Source organism: Arthrobacter sp. NPDC056691 (assembly GCF_042791415.1).
In the GTDB taxonomy this organism is placed as follows: Bacteria; Actinomycetota; Actinomycetes; order Actinomycetales; family Micrococcaceae; genus Arthrobacter.
On sequence record NZ_JBHTXX010000012.1, the window covers coordinates 24,446 to 42,517 of the forward strand.

Consider the following 18,072-nt stretch of genomic DNA (forward strand, 5'->3'; position numbering starts at 1 on the left):
ACGTCCAGCGGCGGGACTGGCCGGACAGACGGAAATGCCCGCAGCAGCTGCTGCGGGCATTTCCCTTGTCCTACGGGAGCCGGATTGGCTTCAGTTCCTCGAAGCGGTCGCCCGGGCCGGGGTTCCCGGCGTGCGTCCTGCCGCCGAGTTGGGTCATGACACCCCAGACGGCGTTGAGGCCGGTGGTGACGGCGCCGTCTGCCCACCCGCCGGTCCAGGAGACGTCGTCGCCGGCCAGGAAGATCCCGCGGTGCCGCGGTTCGTGCCCGTCCTGCATGAAGTGGCTGTAGAGACGCTCCTGGTAGCGGTAGTGACCCGGCAGGTTGTCGCTGAAGGCACCCATGAAGTTGGGATCGTCCTCCCAGGACACGGTGATGGGGTCCCCGATGATGTGGGAGGCGATGTCCACCGTCGGGTAGATCTGCTTGAGCGAGTGCAGCATGAGCCGGACGCGCTCGTCGGCATCCAGCGGCAGCCATTTCAGGGCGTCGTCGTTCCACGTGTAGGACAGGCAGATCAGGGCAGGCTGGTCCGGTCCGTTGTCCAGCAGGTATGTCCCCCTGGTGAGGCGGTCTGTGAGTGTGGTGGACATGACCTGGCGGCCGGTCTCCGGGTCGATGTCCTTCCAGAAAGGACGGTCCACCACCACGAAGGTCTTGGAGGACTGCAGATAATGGCTGCGTTCGATCGCGGTCCAAAGCTTGTGGCTGAACAGGGATTCGTCGACGTCGATGCGGGCGGAAAGCAGCCAGCTCTGGCAGGTCGCGATCACGGCCGGGTAGTTGCTGGTCCTGCCCCAGCGGTCGGTGACGGCGATGTCGCCGGGAGTGCCGTCACCGTTGGCCAGCCGGCGGACCGCCGCGACGCCCGGGCGGGGGTGGCCGCCGTGGAGCGAAGCCAGGCTTGTGCCGGCCGGCCAGTGGGCTATACGCTCCGGGGCATGCTGCCACAGTCGCTCGGGCAGCAGCTGTGCACCACCGATGATGCGGTGCTGGTCGGCGTCGGCATCCACGTAGACCACACGCAGGATTTCCAGGATGGAATCGGGGAAGTTGGTATCCCAGCCGCCGGTGCCGAACCCGACCTGGCCAAAAGCTTCCCGGTATTCGAAGGGCAAGGCGGAAAAAGCCCTGGACGTGGCGAGGTAACCGGAGAAGGACACATCGTCGAAGCGGGGAACGAGCTCGTTCCACAGCTTCTTGATGGTGCCCAGGTCCCGGTTGCGGATGGCCTCCTGCATAGCGCCGAAGTGGGCGCGTTCCGCCAGGCAGTCATCCCAGGCGGCCGCGACGTCGGCGAAGAACTGCGGCAGGTCTTCGGGCTTTTCGGCGTAGTGGGCCTGGCCGCCGAGTTCGATGACGGTGCTGCCGGCGGCGGGCGTGAGCGGGTTGGGGAACGGCTGGGTTTCGATGCCGACCATGTCCGCGTAGTGGAAGAACGACTGGCCCGAACGCGGGAAGCGCATGCCCCCGAGGTCTGCCACGGGACCGGCCTGGCCCTCCTGGCGCCCCGCGCGCAGCCGGCCCCCGATCCGGGAGGACTCATAGACAACGGGTTTCAGCCCCATTTTCATGAGCTCATGCGCGGCGACAAGTCCGGACAGCCCGGCGCCGATGACTGCCACCTCTGTTCCATGCACTGCTTCGGGGACCGAGCCGAGGCCCACGGGATGGCTGAGGTAGTCGTCGTACGGGAACGGGAAGTCGGGGTTGAGCATAGTCACCGGTTTTGCCCACTGGGCGGGCGGCGCCGGCTGGACGGTTTCGGTGCCTGTGGCGGCGAGGGTCATGGGGTTCCTTCAGGGATGGAGCAAGTGGCTGGAGTGAATCGGGTGAGGTAGTCCGTGTCCCGGCGGGCCCGGGCAACGGTGGAAGGGCTGATGTCAGCGACGATCAACGCATCAAGGGCGGCCGCCGAAACCTTGCGCCCGTAGGGGTCGGCGATGGTGCTGACCCCGGCGAAACGGGGACCGGAGTGGTTTGCGTAGGCGACATAGAGCTGGCTCTCCAAGGCCCGGGTGGGTACCACCATGGACGGGATCAGGCGGGTGTCGAGGGGATGGTCGCCAGTGTTGCCGGCCGCCCGCAGTGGAACCGCCGTCGGGACACAGAGCAGCTCGGCCCCTGCCAGGGCCGCCGCCCGGGTGAACTCGGGAAATTCGACGTCGAAGCAGATGCCGAGCGCCGTCTTGAAGCCGGCGTATTCAATGATCTCGGGGGCTTCCCCGCCCGGCGTGAAGACTGCGTTTTCATCGGGCCCGAAGAGATGCTGCTTCCGGTACCGGGTGCGCTCCTCGCCGCCGGGACCAAAAAAGGAGGCGGTGATGTACCGGTTACCGGCCGAATGCTCCACGGTCGACGCGACGAGGGCGATGGAGTGCTCGGCGGCGATGGCGGCCAACTGGTCCCGCTGCGCCGTTCCGTCGGTGCCGTGCACGAGTGTCGGCGCGTAGCCGGCCGTGAACAGCTCGGGGGTGACCAGGAGCCCGGCACCCTTGGCCACCGCCTCGCCGGCCCTGAACGCTAGGCGCCGGAGGTTCTCCGCCGGGGAGTTGACCAGCCCGGTGGCCTGCATGACGGCGACGCGCAGGGTGGTTTGCGCTGTTTCCGTCATCGGGAACCGTCCAGATCGCCGCGGCAGAGCCGTTCGACGACGAGGGTGAGCATGTCGACGCCGGCGCAGGCATCGTCGTCGTGGGTAAACTCCCGTTCGTTGTGGGAGATGCCGTCCACGCTGGGGACGAACAGCATGACGGTGGGGACGATGTCCTTCATGTTGATGGAGTCGTGGCCGGCCAGGGTGAATACCCTGCGGTGGCTCAGGCCAAGGTCAGCGGCGCATTGGGCGGCGAGTTCGACGCCGGCAGGCTGGTAGGGGTTGATGCCCCAGGCGTGCGACTGCTGCACGTCGGCGGTGACGCCGGTTTCGGCCCCGATCCGGGCAATGCCCGCCTTCAGCAATGCCTGCGCTGCGGACAGGACGTCCTCGTCGGCGGTGCGGAGGTCCATGACCAGCTCCACGCGCGAGGGGACCACCACCGGGGAGTTGGGGTACACCGTCAGCTGGCCAACGGAGGTGTGGAGCACGCCGTCGGGGAAATGGTCTGCGATCTCGCGGAGCAGCACCACCAGCCGGGACGCGCCAAGCAGTGCATCCCGGCGGTCGGCAATGACTGTGGAACCGGTGTGCGCCTGCTCGCCGTGGACGGTAACGCTGTACTTGGCCGCCGCCCAGCAGGAATGGACCAGCCCGATCGTGGTGTCGGTGTCCTCCAGGGAACGCCCCTGCTCGATATGGATTTCGGCATAGGCTGCTGCCTCGGGGCCGGTCCCCGTCCCCAGCTGGCCGATGCTGCCGAGGGCCTCGCGGACGGAGACGCCGTCGACGTCGATGGTCGCCAGTGCGCTTTCTGCCTGGAGCTTTCCGGTGTACACCGAGCTGCCCATCATGGAGGGGGCGAAGCGGCAGCCTTCCTCGTTGAACCAGTCCACGATGGCGAGGTTGTACTTCGGCGCTGCCTGACCGTCCGGCCGGTTGTTGATCCGGTCCGCGATGCGGCGCCCGGCGTGCAGGGCCGCGGCAACGCCATAGGCGCCGTCGTATTTTCCGGCGGTGGGCTGGCTGTCCAGGTGTGAGCCGACCAGCACGTAGGGAGCCCCCGGCGTCCATTCCAGCAGTGCGAACAGGTTGCCCACCTGGTCGGCCACGGTGCGGAACCCGTACTGCGCGGCCAGCGACGTGAACCAGGCACGGGCCCTGGCGTCGGCGGGCGTGGCGGCCTGGCGGTCGACGCCGTGTCCCGGTGTTTCGCCGATGGTGCAGAGGCTGCGGAAGTCCCGCAGGAATGATTCGGCAGCGGCTGTCCCGGCTGGTGTGTCAGTGGCGGACCTGTCAGTGGCGGGCGTGTCAGTTTCGGTCAGGGGGTGGGCGCTCATGGCGTGGTGTCCTTTGCTGAGTTGGCGGGTGGTGTGGCTTCAGGGACTTCGTGGTTTGCCGCGTCCCGGGCAGCGAGTTCATTGACGCGTTTTCTCACCGCAAACCAGCCGATGATCAGTGCGGGGATGAAGATGCCGAGGGCCGCGACCGCGTACGTGCCGATCGGGTAGTCAAACAGCATCAGGACCAGGACGCTGGCCAGGAAGACGAGCGTGAGGTAGGAGGTCCACGGTGCGCCGGGCATCCGGAATGCGGGGCGGCGCAGCAGGCCGTTCCTGGCCAGCCGGTGCAGCTTGAGCTGGCACAGGACAATGGTTCCCCAGGTGCAGAGGATGGCCAGGGCTGTGGCGTTCAGTGCAATTTCGAAGGCCATGGCCGGCACCACCGCGTTGAGGCCGACGCCCAGCAGAGTGACCGCCGCGGTGAAGAGGATGCCGCCGTAGGGGACGCCTCCCCTGCTCATGCGCTCCATGAAGCGGGGCGCCGCGCCTGCCTGGGCCATGGAGCGGTAGATCCTGCCGGTCGAGTAGAGGCCTGCGTTGAGACTGGACAGTGCGGCGGTGAGGACCACGAAATTCATGACGTCGCCGGCGCCCGGGACGCCGATGCTGGTGAAGAACGTGACGAAGGGCGATTCGCCGGCTTTGTAGGCGTTGAAAGGCAGCAGCAGGGCCAGCAGGGCGGAGGAACCGACGTAGAAGACGGCGATGCGGAACACCACCGCGTTGACGGCTTTGGGCATCACTTTGTCCGGGTTCCTGGTTTCGCCGGCCGCGACGCCGATCAGGTCGATTCCGGCGTAGGCAAACACAATCCCCTGGATCACCACCACCGCCGGGAGCAGGCCGTTGGGCAGCAGCCCCCCGTTGTCGGCGATCAGGGAGAAACCGGGCGTGTGCCCGGCGACGGGGAAGCTGCCGGCGAAGAAGATGCCGCCCACAATCAGGAAGGTCACGAGTGCCCCGACCTTGATGAGGGCGAACCAGAATTCGAGTTCGCCGAAGAGTTTGACCGAGATCAGGTTCACGGCTGTCACGACGCCGAGGGCGACCAGTGCCAGCACCCATTGCGGAACGCTGCTGAAGGCCGTCCAGTAGTGGAAGTAGACGGCGATGGCGGTGATGTCCACGATGGCCGTCAGGGCCCAGGAAATGGCGTAGACCCATCCGGCAACGTAGGCTGCCTTTTCGCCGTAGAACTCGCGGGCATAGGAGACGAACGAGCCGGACGATGGCCGGTGGAGCACCAGCTCGCCCAAGGCACGGAGGATGAAGAAGGCAAAGATCCCGCACAGGGCATAAACCAGAGGCAGCACCGGTCCTGCCGAAGCGAGCCGCCCGCCCGCGCCGAGGAACAGGCCGGTGCCAATGGCGCCGCCGATTCCGATCATCTGAACCTGCCGGTTCGACAGGCCCTTCTTGTACCCTGCTTGCTCGTCAGGGCGGACGGCCGTTGTCCGTTGGTCGACGGGGTCTGTGGTGGTCATGGAAACTCCTGGCCGGTTGGTCTGTGATTGCCGCCACGCTGCAGCAGGAATCGATCGTCCCAACCAGAACCGGCCGCGCCAATGACGGCATCTCAGCGAATCCGGACCAAAAAATGTACGAAAGTACAGCCCCCTTGAAAGCAGGCGCCGCGATGATTAAGGAACCCGGGAGGAGGTGTTCTGCATGGTGGATCGGGAGTGGCAGGAAGTCATCGACGCTATCTCCGCTCGCGTGCCGGAACTGGTGGAGACATTCCTGGCCAAGGTGCTGGCTGACCCGGCCTACAGCGAGTCCAGGCTCACCATCGACGACTTGCGCAAGAGCGGTGAGGCCTCCTTCTCAACGATGCTCCGGGCCCTCGGCGGGGGCGGGCCGGAACTGGAGGCGGTGCGGGCTCTTGCCGCTGACCTTGGAGCCCGGAGAGCCCGGCAGGGCGTTGCCCTGGACAGCCTGATCCGCGCAATCCGCCTGGACTTCTCTGTCCTGTGGGATGCCATGTCGGACCCCGGGCTTGGCGCTGATCCTGCCTTGCTGGTCAGGCATGCGAAGCTCGTCTGGCAGATCGTGGATGCTTTCGCCTCGCGGGTCCAGGAGTACTACCTGGCCGAATCCGAGGAAGTCGAACGGGCGGACGCCGACCTGCAGCACCAATACCTGACGCAACTGCTGGCCCTGGCGGAGCCGACGGCCGCCGACCTCGCCCGCATCGCGGGCGCCCTCCGCGTTGATGTGGACGACTCCTTCTTCGTCGCGTCCATTGACCGGAACGACAGCCTGACGGTGCGCCGCCGGTTGCGGGCACGTCCGCCCCGTGACCCGGCAGTGTTCACCTACGACCAGGGACACCACACGCTGGTCATCCGGCGCCGCCCACACGGCATTCAAGGACCGCCCACGTTCCCCGAACTGGTCCTGTTCGAGGGCATGGCCGTAGCTGTTGCCCCTCCTGCGGACGGGGTGGAGGGGATCCGGATCGCTGTCACCGCTGCACGGGAAATCATGAAGGACCTCCCGATGGGCGCCACCGGGGTATTCACGCTCAGGGACCGGTGGATGTCCATCACCAGCCACCTCCTGACCCAGGTGGGATGCAGCCCGGCCAGCCTCGTGGGTCCGGCACTCGACCGCTGCACGCCGGTCGAACGGAGCCGGATCCTGGAGACTGTGGAGTGTTTCCTCGGCAACGGGAGCCTGCTGGAAACATCCGAACGGCTGGATGTCCACCGGAACACCGTGGTGAACCGACTTGCCGCCTTCAAGAAGTACACGGGGCTGGACCTGCAGCAGCCCCGTGATGCCGCGATGGCTATCCTTGCCCTGCAGTAGGTGCCCCCACTGCCGCGAACTCACGGATGGTGATTCCCGCGAAGGTCGCAGGGCCGCCGTCGGCATAGAGCGAGATCCCCGTATCGCCCACGGCGAAGTGCACCTGCTGCGAGAGCACCGTATGCCCGGCGTTGACGAACACTTCCACGCTCTGCGTGTCGACGAAAATACGCAGGTGCACCGAGCGGGCGCCGGCGTCGATGGGTGCTGCAGCCCGCGTGTACGGCACGAGCGAGAAGCCGCCCTGGTCCGAAGGTGCGCGGTCAACATACAGGCGGTCACCGTACTTGCCGATGTTCGTGTGGCGCGCGCCGTAAGCGGAGCGGCCCACCGATACGCCGACGTTGGCGGCAGCATCCCACGAGATATCGAGTTCGAGTTCGTAGGCGCGGCCGCTCCACGGCAGCACGGCACTGCCATTCACGGTGCGGTCGGGGAGCACGGTTGTGGAGCTGACGTAGTTTGCGAGCGCCGCAATCGGGGCGCTGAGCAGGCTGCACCATCCGCCAGGCTGGCGAACGAGGCGCAGCTCGCGCACGATCGAGTTCTGGCCGTTGTACCCGTCGGAGGAATCAGGCGGAACATCGCGGGCGGCGTACTTCCAGTTGTTCATCCACGCCACCGCGTACCGTCGCTCGTCCGGCGCGTCGGCTGCCGGCCACGTCACGGCGGCGTACCAGTCCCAGCCCCAGTCGAGCCACTGCGGGGTGAGGCTATCAGCAATAAACTGCTCGCCATCCCAGGCGCCCGTCCAGTACGCGTAGGTCATCGGCAGGCCGACGGCGTACGCGTCCATGCTTGCGCCCAGTACCCAGTGCCGCGTGCCGTCGTCGGCCGTCATCTGGAAAAGGTCGGGACACTCGATCCCGCCCAGCGCGTGGTTCGGGTAATCGAAGTTGCGCTTCAGCTGCCAGTTCCGCAAGTTGGGCGAGGTGTAGAACGCTGCATAGCGGGCGCGGCCGATCACGCACACCCACTCGCCGCGGGCCGCATCCCAGTGGATCTTTGGATCGCGGAACCATTCCGCGTTCTCGATCTCCGCCGGTGTCACGGCCGTCCGGCCGTCGGTGTTGGCAATCACCGGATCGGGAAGCGCTGTAAAGGTGTCGCCGCCGTCGGTTGACCAGTACAGGTACTGCTCCTGGTATTTGCGGATGCCGCCGGTGGGCCGCGTGGCAAGCACGACGATCGCACCGGCGCCGAAGCCCGCGGTGTTGGCGGTGTCGACCACTGCCGACCCCGACCACACCGGAACATCTGCCTGCAGCGGCAGCGCCACTCCATGGTGGGTGAACGCCACACCGTCGGAGGTGGTCGCGTGGTCCCAGCCGCCCGGGGCGTTGTTCTGGTCCGAGTGCAGGTAGTACAGGTGCTGGACGCCGTTGACATAGAACGGGCGCTGCGGGTCGCACAGCCAGCCGGACGGCGGCGTCAGGTGGTAGACCGCGCGCAGAGACCCCAGGGCCTGGGCCGCGGTGGCACTCATGGCGCCACCCATGAGCAGCGCAAGCGCTCCGGTGCCTTGCAGGACGTGGCGGCGGGAAATGTTTCCTCGTTGGGAGAACCGTCGTTGGTTCATCGGTGACCTCGTCGTCGTGACTAATCGCTCGTCGTCGTGATTAATCGTTTGAGCAGACGGTAGATTACTCACGACCGAATGGTCAAGCGTTTAATCATCCCCAGCCACGCCGGGCGGCCCAAGCGCGGGACCGGAAATCTAATTTTGCTAAAACGCTTGATCACAACGCCGAAGCAGGCTAGCTTCTAGGTGATCAAACGCTTTAGCAGAATGGACATCAGCGCCGATGAATCACCCAGTCTTCTTCCAGCCCGCCGACGGATGGGTGGGAGATCTTATTCCCTACGAGCAGGACGGCGAGTTCTGGCTCTTCTACCTTCACGAAGTCCGCTCGGACCCTAAGCCGGGGACCTCGTGGAATCTGGTGACCACCAAGGACCTGGTCCAGTTCCAGGACCACGGGGTGTCACTGCACCACGGCGGTGAGGACGAGCTGGACTTCAACGCCTACACGGGCAGCATCGTGAGGGACGGCGACGGCACCCACCACCTGTTCTACACCGGCCAGAACCCGCGGAACCTGGGCGCCGACGGGCTGCCCCTGCAGCTGGTCATGCACGCCACCAGCACCGATGGCATGAAGACCTGGGCCAAGCACCCGGAACTGACCTTCGGGGCCCCCGCCGGGCTGGAGACCGGCGACTGGCGGGACCCGTTCGTCTTCCGCGACGAAGCAGCCGGGCAGTGGCGGATGCTGCTGGCGGCACGGCACGAGAAAGGTCCGGAGCGCCGCCGCGGCGTCATCGCCCAGTGCGTCTCCTCCGACCTCCTGAGCTGGGAGCACACCGAACCCTTCTGGGATCCCCGGCGCTACATCACCCATGAATGCCCCGATGTTTTCGCCTGGGGCGACTGGTGGTACATGGTCTACTCCGAGTTCTCGGAATCGTTCACCACCCGGTACCGGATGTCCAAAAGCCCCGACGGCCCCTGGTCGGTGCCCCACCTGGACAGCATCGACGGCCGCGCCTTCTACGCCTCCAAGACCGCCGAACGGGGCGGGCGCCGCTTCCTCTTCGGATGGATCGCCAGCAAGGAGGACAGCCACGACGACGGCCCCTGGCAGTGGGCGGGCACCATGTCAGTGCTCGAAGCGCGCCAGAACCCGGACGGCACGCTGGGCTTCTCCTTCCCGGATGAGCTCGTGGACAGCTTCTGGGACAAGGTTCCGGCTCTCGACAACCAGGAACTGCCCGCAAAGCTGGACGTCCCGGACGGGTATGCGGCCGTCATCTCCGACGAGGACCTGCCCCGGCAGTTTTACGCCAAGGCGGTCCTGGACATTGCCGCCGGCACCACCGAGTGCGGACTGCTGCTGCGCTCCAGCGCCGACGGCGACCAGTCCTACATCCTGCGGCTGGAACCGAAACGCGGCCGCCTGGTCTTTGACCGGTGGCCGCGGAAGGTCACCGGCGACGCGCAATGGCATGTTTCGGGCGACGTCCCCTTCGACATTGAGCTCGAACGCCCCTGCGATCTCAGCCCCGGCGCCCACACGCTTGAGGTGATCGTCGACGGCGACCTGCTGGTCGCCGTCGTGGACCGGCAGGTCAGCCTCAGCACCCGGATCTACGGCTTGCCCGGCAACCGGATCGGCGTCTTCGCCGGCGAAGGGTCCGCCAGCCTCACCGAACTCGAGATACGTCAGCGCTCCAACAACTGAATACCCACCTTCAACCTCCGTTCCCATCAAGCCCGTTCCAATCAAGGAAGATTGCCGCCATGAAAAAACTGCTCCGCACAGCCGCCGTCGCCGCTGTCACCGCCCTGGCCCTGGCAGGCTGTGGCGGCGGAGGGGCCAGTAACCCCTCCAACGTGACCCCCACCGGCGAGATCAAGCCCCGGGAAATCTCCTGGCTGCTGTCCCGGCCGGCCGACGGCCCCGTCATCAACATCATGAAGAAGCTGGCCGCCGATTACACCAAGGACCACCCCGGCTTCTCACTGAACCTGATCACCACCCCGGACCGGCCCTCCTACATCCAGAAGCTCGAAACCCTCGCGGCCGCCAACAAGCTTCCCGAGCTCTTCGACACCGACGCCACCCCGTTCGCCCAGCAGCTGGCCAAGCAGGGCAAGATGCTCGACGGCGAGAAGCTGCTGAAGACCCTCAACGTCTACGACAACTACCGGCCCGGCGCGCTGGACTACCAGCGGTTCGACGACGGATCCCTCTACATGATCCCGTTCCAGTTCGAGCTGGAGTTCATCTGGTACAACAAGGCACTGCTGCAGAAGGCAGGGGTATCCACACCGAAGTCGCTCGACGACCTCCCCGCCATGTGCACGGCGCTGCGCAAGGCCGGCATCACGCCGATCGCCCTCGACGGCCAGGACCAGTGGCCGCTGGAACGCTACGTCGCCTACCAGCCGTTCCGCGAAGCCGGCCCGGACTTCATCCAGAAGCTGAAGAAGGGCGAGGCCAAGTTCTCCGATCCCGCGGGCCAGAAGGCCGTCGAATGGCTGGCCGCCCTCGGCAAGGCCAAGTGCTTCCAGGACGGCTTCTCCTCGCAGGGGTACTCCGACGCCCAGAACCAGTTCACCTCCGGCAAGGCAGCGATGTACAACATCGGCACCTGGGAGCTGCCCAGCCTGGCCACGGACAAGCTGAACCCCGCCGTGCGGAATGACATTGACTTCATCACCCTGCCCACCACGGAGGGATCCGCCACCGCCGCCAACGAATTCGTGTCCCCGTCAGGCATCGGCATGGCCGTGAACGCCAAGACGTACGACCCGCTGGTGAGTGACTTCCTCAAGTTCGCCCTGGAAAAGTACCCGGCCGAATACGCAGCCACCGGAGCGCTCTCGCCCACCACCAACGTCAAAACCGCCATCCCCGCCAACGCCACCCCCCTGTACAAGAAGGCCATCGAGAAGGCCGCCGACCTCGGGGAAAAGCAGGCCATGCCGTGGGACACGCAGCTTGATCCCACCACCAACAGCAGGCTGCAGCAGGAGCTGGTGCTCCTGGTCCAGGGCGACATCACGCCCGAGCAGTTCACCAGCACGATGGACAGCACCGTCGCGCAGAACGCCCCGAAGTTCTTCAAGTAACCCCATGCGGCGGGGGACTGACGGTCCCCCGCCCGAAAGGCCCCATCATGCTGCCCAACAGATCCCGGCTCTCAGTTCTGGTCTTCCTGCTTCCTCCGCTGCTCCTGTACGGGGCGGCCGTGCTGTTCCCGATCCTCCAGTCCCTGTTCCTGAGCTTCTACTCCTGGAACGGCATCGGCGACATGGAGTTCGTGGGGCTGGCCAACTATCTCCGCATGTTCACCGCCGATGACATCTTCTGGCGCTCCTTTTTCAACGCCCTCGGCTACCTGGCCATCTGCCTGGTCCTGCAGCTGGGCGGCGCCCTGCTCGTGGCCAGCCTGCTCACCTCGCTGCGCCGCGGCCGTGAGCTCATCAAGACCCTCTACCTCCTGCCGGCTGTCATCTCCACCGTCGCGATCGCCTTCCTCTTCGTGCGCATCTACTCCATCGACCCCGTCGGCCTGCTCAACCAGCTCCTGCACTGGATCGGTCTGGGAAGCCTGGAACGCGCCTGGCTTTCGGACATTAATACCGTCCTCGCAGCCGTCTCCGCCCCCGAGGGCTGGCGGTTCACCGGGCTGTACATGCTCATCATCTACGCGGCGCTGATGGCTGTGCCGAAGGAACTGGAAGAGGCCGCCGTGCTCGACGGCGCGTCCCGGTGGACGCTGTTCACCAAGATCCGGTTCCCCTACATCCGTCCCGTGTGGATCACCACCACCATCATGGCCACCACCTACGGGCTGCGCGGCTTCGACATCCCCTACCTCATGACCAACGGCGGGCCCGGCCAGTCCTCGGAACTCCTGACCACTTACATGTACAAGACAGCGTTCACCAGCACCGACTTCGGGTACGCCAGCACCATCTCCGTGTTCATCGTGATCGAGTGCCTCGTCGCCGTCGGCCTCATCCTCTTCATGCTCAAGCGGAAGGCAGATTCATGATCACCCAGACAGCACCCGCCGCCACCCGCCGCGCCGCGCCGTCTCCGGCGCCTCCTGCCTCCCGCCGGCGCCGCCCGCCGAGCGTCTTCAAGACCCTGTCGCGCGTCCTGGTGGCGCTCATCGTCATCGTCCAGGTCTATCCGCTGGCCTGGCTGTTCGTGACCAGCCTGCGCAGCGAGACCGACTTCGCTGCCGGGGACCCCTTCGGCCTGCCCAAGGCTCTCACCTGGGAGAACTACGCCCGGGCCTTCGAAACCGGCGACCTTGGCCGGAACATCCTGAACAGCTTCATCGTCACCATGGGCGCGAACATCCTGATCGTGCTGCTGGGCATGATGGCCGCCTACGCCATCCAGGTGCTCGGCTTCCGGCTCAGCCGCCTGGTCCGCGGGCTGTTCATGATCGGCATCATCGTTCCTGTCCAGATCGCGTTGGTCCCGCTGTTCATCGACTACTCCACGGTGAACCTGCTGGACACCTACCAGTCGATGATCATTCCCCTGGCCGGGTTCTCGCTGCCAATGTCGGTCTACCTGTTTTCCTCGTTCTTCGACTACATCCCCCGGGAAACGTACGAGGCTGCTTCGCTGGACGGCGCCGGGCCGTACCGGATCTTCGGGCTGATCACGCTCCCCCTGTCACTGAACACCATCGTGACGGTGGTGCTGGTCAACAGCATCTTCATCTGGAACGACTTCATCTTCGCCAACACCTTCGTCCTGTCCGAGGAACTGAAGACGATCCCGCTGGGCCTGCAGAACTACATCGGCGCCATGGGCAAGGTCGACTGGACTGCGACGTTCGCCGCCGTCTGCGTCACCATCACGCCCCTGCTGCTGGTCTTCCTGGTGCTGAACAAGGCAATGATCCAGGGCCTGGAGAGCGGGGCGACCAAGGGATGACGGCCGTCGCAGACGGATATACTCCTGACGGAGGGCAGATGGTTTCAAAGGAGAAAAGTTCGGGTGGTCCCGTCAGCGGGACGCGGTCCCCGAAGGCATCCGGGCGCGCCCACCCAGTTACCCTTCGTCAGGTGGCCGAGGAGGCAGGCGTATCGACGGCGACCGTCTCCCTGGTGGTCAACAAGAAAAAGGACGCCCGCATCTCGGCCGAGACCCGCAAACGGGTCCGCGATGCAATCAGCAAACTGGGCTACCGGCCCAATGCCCTGGCCAAAACACTGGTCAGCGGCACTTCCCGATTCATCGGCCTGGTGGCCGACGCCATCGCCACCACGCCGTTCGCCGGCCAGATCATCCAGGGGGCGCAGGACGAGGCCTGGAAGCACGGCTATGCCCTCCTCATTGCCAACACCGAAGGCAACGCGGACCTCGAGAACGACGCCATCACGATGATGCTGGAGTACAAAGTGCGTGGCATCCTGTACTCCACGTGGTTCCACCGGGAAACCGACGTACCGGTGTCCCTCCACGAGGCGGACTTCGTTCTCGTGAACTGCTTCTCGAAGGACCCGGACGCGAGGGCCGTCGTGCCCGATGAGGCGCAGGGCGGACAATCCGCAACTGAAATCCTGCTGGGGCACGGACACCGCAGGATCGCGTTCATCAACGCCACCACCCCCGCACCGGCCAAGGACGGACGCCTTGAGGGCTACAAGCGCGCCCTGGAAAACGCGGGCATTCCCTTCGACCCGGATCTGGTCCTGGAGGCCTACCCCGACCAGGAAGGCGGATACGGAGCCACACAGGAGCTGCTGCAACTCGGCGTCACCGCCGTCTACTGCTACAACGACCGCATGGCGATGGGCCTTTACGACGCCCTGCGCGAGCAGGGACTGTCCATCCCGGAGGACATGGCGGTGGTCGGCTTCGACAACCAGGAAGTCATCGCAGCGCACCTCCGCCCGCCGCTTTCCACGGTGGCGCTCCCGCACTATGAACTCGGGGCCGCCGGCGTGCGGATCCTGCTGGGTCTGGAAGAACCACCGGCCAGGGCCGCCGCCAAAATCCACTGCCCCACCGTGGAACGGACGTCCGTGCGGGTACAGGCACCCGCCTGACCTTCCGGCACTGCCCACTCTTGTCAGGCGCTGCCCGTTCCAGTCAGGCACTGCCCGGCCTTTCAGGCGGAGAACTCCTTGAGCGCCTCGGCCATCAGGCTCCCCACACTGCCCAGCCGCAGATGGGTGCCTTTGGAAGCCACTGGTTGGCCGGCGATGACGACGTCCGTGACGTCGCTTGCAGTGGCGCTGTACGCCAGTTGCTGCGGACTTGAGCCGGCGGTCCGGACCGAGTCGGGGTCCACGGCCATGAGGTCGCAGACGGCTCCCGGCCCGATGGCGGACGCTATGGGTGTGCCCATCGACGACGAGGCACCGGCCGTGGCGGCGTGGAGGAGTTCCTGTGGCGAGAACCGGCCCCGCTGATGGGACCCGAGGCGTTCCCCGTATTCGAGGGCGCGCATTTCAGCCCAGGGATCGATGTTCGCGTGCTGGTCAGTGCCCAGGGCGATCTTCGCACCGGCGTCGAACAGCGAGCGCGCAGGTCCGATCCCGTCCGCGAGATCGGCTTCGGTGGTGGGGCACAGGACGGCAGTGACGCCTGCTTCTCCGAGGAGGTGGACATCCTCCGCCGAAAGATGGGTGGCGTGGACAACGGAAAGCCGCCGGGACAACAGCCCGTGCCGGTCAAGCAGCCCGGCCGGGGTGACCCCGTAACTCTCCAGGCACGCGCGGTTCTCTGCGGGTTGCTCGCTCAGGTGGATGTGGAGCGGAATGTCGGCCGGCAACTGCCGGGCGACGATTTTGAAGGCTTCCTCCGGTACTGCGCGCACGGAGTGCAGGGCTGCGCCCACGCTGATCAGGTCCGGGGAAAAGGTCTCCGCTATCACTTGCCGAAGCGAAGCGAGCCGTTCCAGCCAGCCTTGGGCGCCGGCGTCGCCGAACCGTGCCTGTTCCGGGCTGAGCGGCGAGTGGATGCCCCCGGCCAGGTACAGGGTGTCCAGCAGCGTCAGCCGGATGCCGGCGGCTGCGGCCGCGCGGGCAAGCGCCAGTTCCATGGCGTGCGGCTCGGCGTAGGGCTTCCCGCCGGGCCTGTGGTGGACATAGTGGAACTCCGCCACGCTGCTGAAGCCGGAAACCACCATCTCGGCGAAGACTGCAGTGGCGAGCTTTTCGTACCTCTCAGGCGTCAGCTCGGCAGCGCTTCGATACATCTGTTCCCGCCACACCCAGAAGTCCCCGCGCCCCGCATGGGTCCGGCCCCGCAGGATCCTGTGGAACGCATGCGAATGCGCGTTGGCCGCCGCGGGGAACACCACACCGTGCAGCCTCTGGTCAGTAGCTTGGGGAGGGACGCCGGCAGTGACTTTGGAGATGCGGCCGTCCTGCACTTCAAGCCGGACGCCGGATGCCGCGGCTGAACCGCCGTCGCCACCGATGACCGCCGTTTCGCACCAGATGCCCTTCACAGCAGGCCCTCAAGGACATCCGCGAGCGCCTCGGCACCGGTGTTGGCGTCCTCGTCGGCAACATACTCTTCGGGGGAATGCGAGATGCCGCTGGGATTGCGGACGAACAGCATCGCGGACGGCACATAGGCCGACAGCACGCCGGCGTCGTGGCCGGCACCTGTGGCGAGCACCGGGGCGCCGGGCAGGATCCTGCTGATTCGCCGGGTCAGGCCGGGATCGAAGTGGACAGTGCCGCTGTAGGACTCCTCGGTGAGGGCAACGGAGCACCCCTCACCGGCAGCTATCTGCCGGGCGGCGCCGAAGATCGATTCGATCAGCCGGGCGGTCACGGCGTCGTCGGGATGCCTCGCGTCGAGCCACATGTCCACACGGGAGGCAATGACGTTGGTTCCGCCGGGTACCGGCGTCAGGCGTCCCACCGTGGCCCGAGCGTCCGGCTGCGTTGCAGCGGCATCGCGTACGGCGACGATGATCTGCGCCGCTGCGACCATCGGATCCGCACGGTCGGCCATCAGGGTGGTCCCGGCGTGGTTGCCCTGGCCGCTGATGCTCAGCTTCCACCGGCCGTGCCCCAGGATGGAACGTCCGACGGCGATGGCCGGGCCGCCGTTGCCCAGGCCCTTGCCCTGTTCGACGTGCAGTTCTACAAAATCCCCGATCCGAGCCAGGGCGTGGGGATCCGGACCGACGTGGCGGGGATCGAGGCCGTTCAGCCGTGCGGCGTCCGCAAAGGTGTTGCCGTCGCCGTCGCGCAGGTTCCGCGCCTTGTCCACGTCGATGGCTCCGGTGAGGAGGCGGGATCCGAGGCAGGCCACACCAAACCGGGAGCCCTCCTCCTCCGGGAACACCGTGATGGCCAGGGACCGGGCCGGCACCGTTCCGCGGGCCATCAGGATGTCGACGGCGGCGAGTGCCGACGCGACGCCAAGCGGGCCATCGAACGCACCGCCGCCGGGCACTGAATCGAGGTGGCTCCCCGTAACCAGCGCACCGTCTTGGGGTTTACCCCACCAGGCCCAGATGATGCCGTTGCGGTCGGTCTCGACGGCGAGGCCGCGCTGGAGCGCCCGTTCGATGAACCACGCCCTCAGGTCGAGTTCCGCCGTCGAGTAGACGGGCCGGGAATAGCCTCCGCGCACCGCGTCGCGGCCCACGTCCTTGATGGAATCAAGGAGCTGATTGACGGTTTCCACATGAACCTCCCAGTCCTCCCCTCGAAGGAACCATCCTGATCTGAAACGCGCCGCAAACTGGCAGGAGTTTTTGTCCAGATATCGCGAGCTAAAGCGCCATTTCCTCGCGATATCTGGACAAAAACTCGCTGGTTGTGTCAGTCGTCCGCGCTCTGGCTCAGGACTTGGAAGTCGGCACCGATGTTGACCTCCACCTCGGACCCGTCGGCCTTGCGGATCTCCACCTCATACGAGGAACCGGCACTGTCGCCCCGCTCGACCTCGGTCACCTGCCCGGACCCCACCTTGGCCATCGCGGCGTCGACTGCCTTGTCGCGGTCGGTCTGATTCAGCGGCTGCTCCGTGCTGCCGTTGGTGGTTGATTCGTCGTCGAAGGGGTTGACGGAAGCAGCGGCCACCGACGCTCCTCCCAGAGCCGCCGCAGCAACGGCTGCTCCAATAATCCAGGCTGTTCTCTTGCGCATGACAGACTCCTCCCGCTCGTTTTTCCAGTTTCCCCTGTGCAGGGGGCAGGATCAACGGTTGGGCGCGATCAACGGTTGTGCATCGCGATCATCGTCGCCACCAACGTGGCGGCCATTCTGCTCGCCGGGCACAGCAACCGCCAGCCGTTGCCGCGCAGCCAAGGGTAGCCTTGGGGCAGGAGGGCAACATGGCGGTCAGGAGCGCGGGCCTTCTGCTGTACCGGCGGGACGGCAGAACTGCATTGGAAGTGTGGATCGCCCACATGGGCGGGCCCTTCTGGGAGCGCAAGGACCAGCACGCCTGGTCGATTCCCAAGGGCGAGTACCTTGAAGATGAGGATCCGCTGGCGGCGGCGCAGCGCGAGTTTGCCGAGGAAATGGGGGTCCCGGCACCTTCCGCGGACTACGTGCTGCTCGGAACCTTCAAGCAGCCCTCCGGCAAGCTCATCACCGTATTCACGGCCGCATCCGCCTTCGCGCCCGAGAAAATCCTGAGCAACACCTTTCCGCTGGAGTGGCCCAAGGGGTCGGGAACCGTCCAGGACTTCCCCGAGATCGACCGCGCCGAATGGATCGCTGAATCCGAAGCCCGCATCAAGCTGGTCAAGGGCCAATTGCCGATCCTGGACGCCCTGCTCGAGCACCTCCGTGCCACTGAGGGGGAATGAC

At 66.1% G+C, this 18,072-nt stretch carries 15 protein-coding genes; 7 read left to right on the forward strand and 8 right to left on the reverse strand.

The annotated features are described in order from the left end of the window. Nucleotides 1-70: 70 nt before the first annotated feature. From ACFRAU_RS11760 to ACFRAU_RS11775, 4 genes are read right to left on the reverse strand one after another with little or no spacing between them, the layout of a single operon-like run. Entirely contained in the window at nt 71-1,789 is a 1,719-nt protein-coding gene (locus ACFRAU_RS11760; protein WP_378000056.1) for a flavin monoamine oxidase family protein, read from the reverse strand. Next, nucleotides 1,786-2,613 (reverse strand): nitrilase-related carbon-nitrogen hydrolase, encoded by an 828-nt coding sequence (locus ACFRAU_RS11765; RefSeq protein WP_377995220.1) that lies wholly within the window; start codon nt 2,611-2,613, stop codon nt 1,786-1,788. Before ACFRAU_RS11765 ends, ACFRAU_RS11760 begins: the two co-directional genes overlap by 4 nt. Next, nucleotides 2,610-3,935, reverse strand: coding sequence for a M20 family metallo-hydrolase (locus ACFRAU_RS11770; RefSeq protein WP_378000057.1), 1,326 nt, complete (start codon nt 3,933-3,935; stop codon nt 2,610-2,612). Before ACFRAU_RS11770 ends, ACFRAU_RS11765 begins: the two co-directional genes overlap by 4 nt. Continuing rightward, a complete protein-coding gene (locus tag ACFRAU_RS11775; protein WP_378000058.1) occupies nt 3,932-5,422 on the reverse strand; it encodes an amino acid permease in 1,491 nt (496 codons plus the stop codon). Before ACFRAU_RS11775 ends, ACFRAU_RS11770 begins: the two co-directional genes overlap by 4 nt. Before the next feature lie 184 nt (nt 5,423-5,606). Between ACFRAU_RS11775 and ACFRAU_RS11780 the strand changes: the two genes are divergently transcribed. Next, a complete protein-coding gene (locus ACFRAU_RS11780) occupies nt 5,607-6,749 on the forward strand; it encodes a helix-turn-helix domain-containing protein (RefSeq protein WP_378000059.1) in 1,143 nt (380 codons plus the stop codon). Here ACFRAU_RS11780 and ACFRAU_RS11785 read toward each other — a convergent pair. Continuing rightward, complete coding sequence (locus ACFRAU_RS11785; RefSeq protein WP_378000060.1) at nt 6,730-8,328, reverse strand: glycoside hydrolase family 32 protein; 1,599 nt, start codon at nt 8,326-8,328, stop codon at nt 6,730-6,732. The two genes, ACFRAU_RS11780 and ACFRAU_RS11785, sit on opposite strands and share 20 nt — an antisense overlap. Nucleotides 8,329-8,554: 226 nt before the next feature. Here ACFRAU_RS11785 and ACFRAU_RS11790 point away from each other — a divergent pair, with 226 nt between their 5' ends. Genes ACFRAU_RS11790 through ACFRAU_RS11810 form a run of 5 tightly spaced genes read left to right on the forward strand, consistent with a single transcriptional unit; the run spans nt 8,555 to nt 14,334 of the window. Then, nucleotides 8,555-9,991: a family 43 glycosylhydrolase gene (locus ACFRAU_RS11790; protein WP_378000061.1), complete on the forward strand. Its 1,437-nt coding sequence runs from the start codon at nt 8,555-8,557 to the stop codon at nt 9,989-9,991. A gap of 59 nt (nt 9,992-10,050) precedes the next feature. Continuing rightward, on the forward strand, nt 10,051-11,385 hold the full coding sequence (locus tag ACFRAU_RS11795) for an ABC transporter substrate-binding protein (RefSeq protein WP_378000062.1): 1,335 nt from the start codon (nt 10,051-10,053) through the stop codon (nt 11,383-11,385). A 47-nt stretch (nt 11,386-11,432) separates the two neighbouring features. Then, entirely contained in the window at nt 11,433-12,314 is an 882-nt protein-coding gene (locus ACFRAU_RS11800) for a carbohydrate ABC transporter permease (RefSeq protein ID WP_377995227.1), read from the forward strand. After that, nucleotides 12,311-13,216, forward strand: a complete 906-nt coding sequence (locus ACFRAU_RS11805) for a carbohydrate ABC transporter permease (protein WP_377995228.1) — start codon at nt 12,311-12,313, stop codon at nt 13,214-13,216. Before ACFRAU_RS11800 ends, ACFRAU_RS11805 begins: the two co-directional genes overlap by 4 nt. 38 nt (nt 13,217-13,254) lie before the next feature. Further along, nucleotides 13,255-14,334 (forward strand): LacI family DNA-binding transcriptional regulator, encoded by a 1,080-nt coding sequence (locus ACFRAU_RS11810; RefSeq protein WP_378000063.1) that lies wholly within the window; start codon nt 13,255-13,257, stop codon nt 14,332-14,334. 62 nt (nt 14,335-14,396) lie between these two features. Here ACFRAU_RS11810 and ACFRAU_RS11815 read toward each other — a convergent pair whose 3' ends face one another. The 3 genes from ACFRAU_RS11815 to ACFRAU_RS11825 all read right to left on the reverse strand — a co-directional run bounded on the left by ACFRAU_RS11815 (nt 14,397) and on the right by ACFRAU_RS11825 (nt 17,403). Next, entirely contained in the window at nt 14,397-15,743 is a 1,347-nt protein-coding gene (locus ACFRAU_RS11815) for a formimidoylglutamate deiminase (protein WP_378000064.1), read from the reverse strand. Continuing rightward, nucleotides 15,740-16,939, reverse strand: coding sequence for an allantoate amidohydrolase (locus ACFRAU_RS11820; RefSeq protein WP_378000065.1), 1,200 nt, complete (start codon nt 16,937-16,939; stop codon nt 15,740-15,742). The genes ACFRAU_RS11815 and ACFRAU_RS11820 overlap by 4 nt, the downstream gene beginning before the upstream one ends. A 137-nt stretch (nt 16,940-17,076) precedes the next feature. After that, complete coding sequence (locus ACFRAU_RS11825) at nt 17,077-17,403, reverse strand: PepSY domain-containing protein (protein ID WP_377995232.1); 327 nt, start codon at nt 17,401-17,403, stop codon at nt 17,077-17,079. A 188-nt stretch (nt 17,404-17,591) separates the two neighbouring features. On the opposite strand from ACFRAU_RS11825, the gene ACFRAU_RS11830 reads away from it, so the two are divergent. After that, nucleotides 17,592-18,071, forward strand: coding sequence for an NUDIX domain-containing protein (locus ACFRAU_RS11830; protein WP_378000066.1), 480 nt, complete (start codon nt 17,592-17,594; stop codon nt 18,069-18,071). The last annotated feature ends 1 nt before the right edge of the window (nt 18,072 follow it).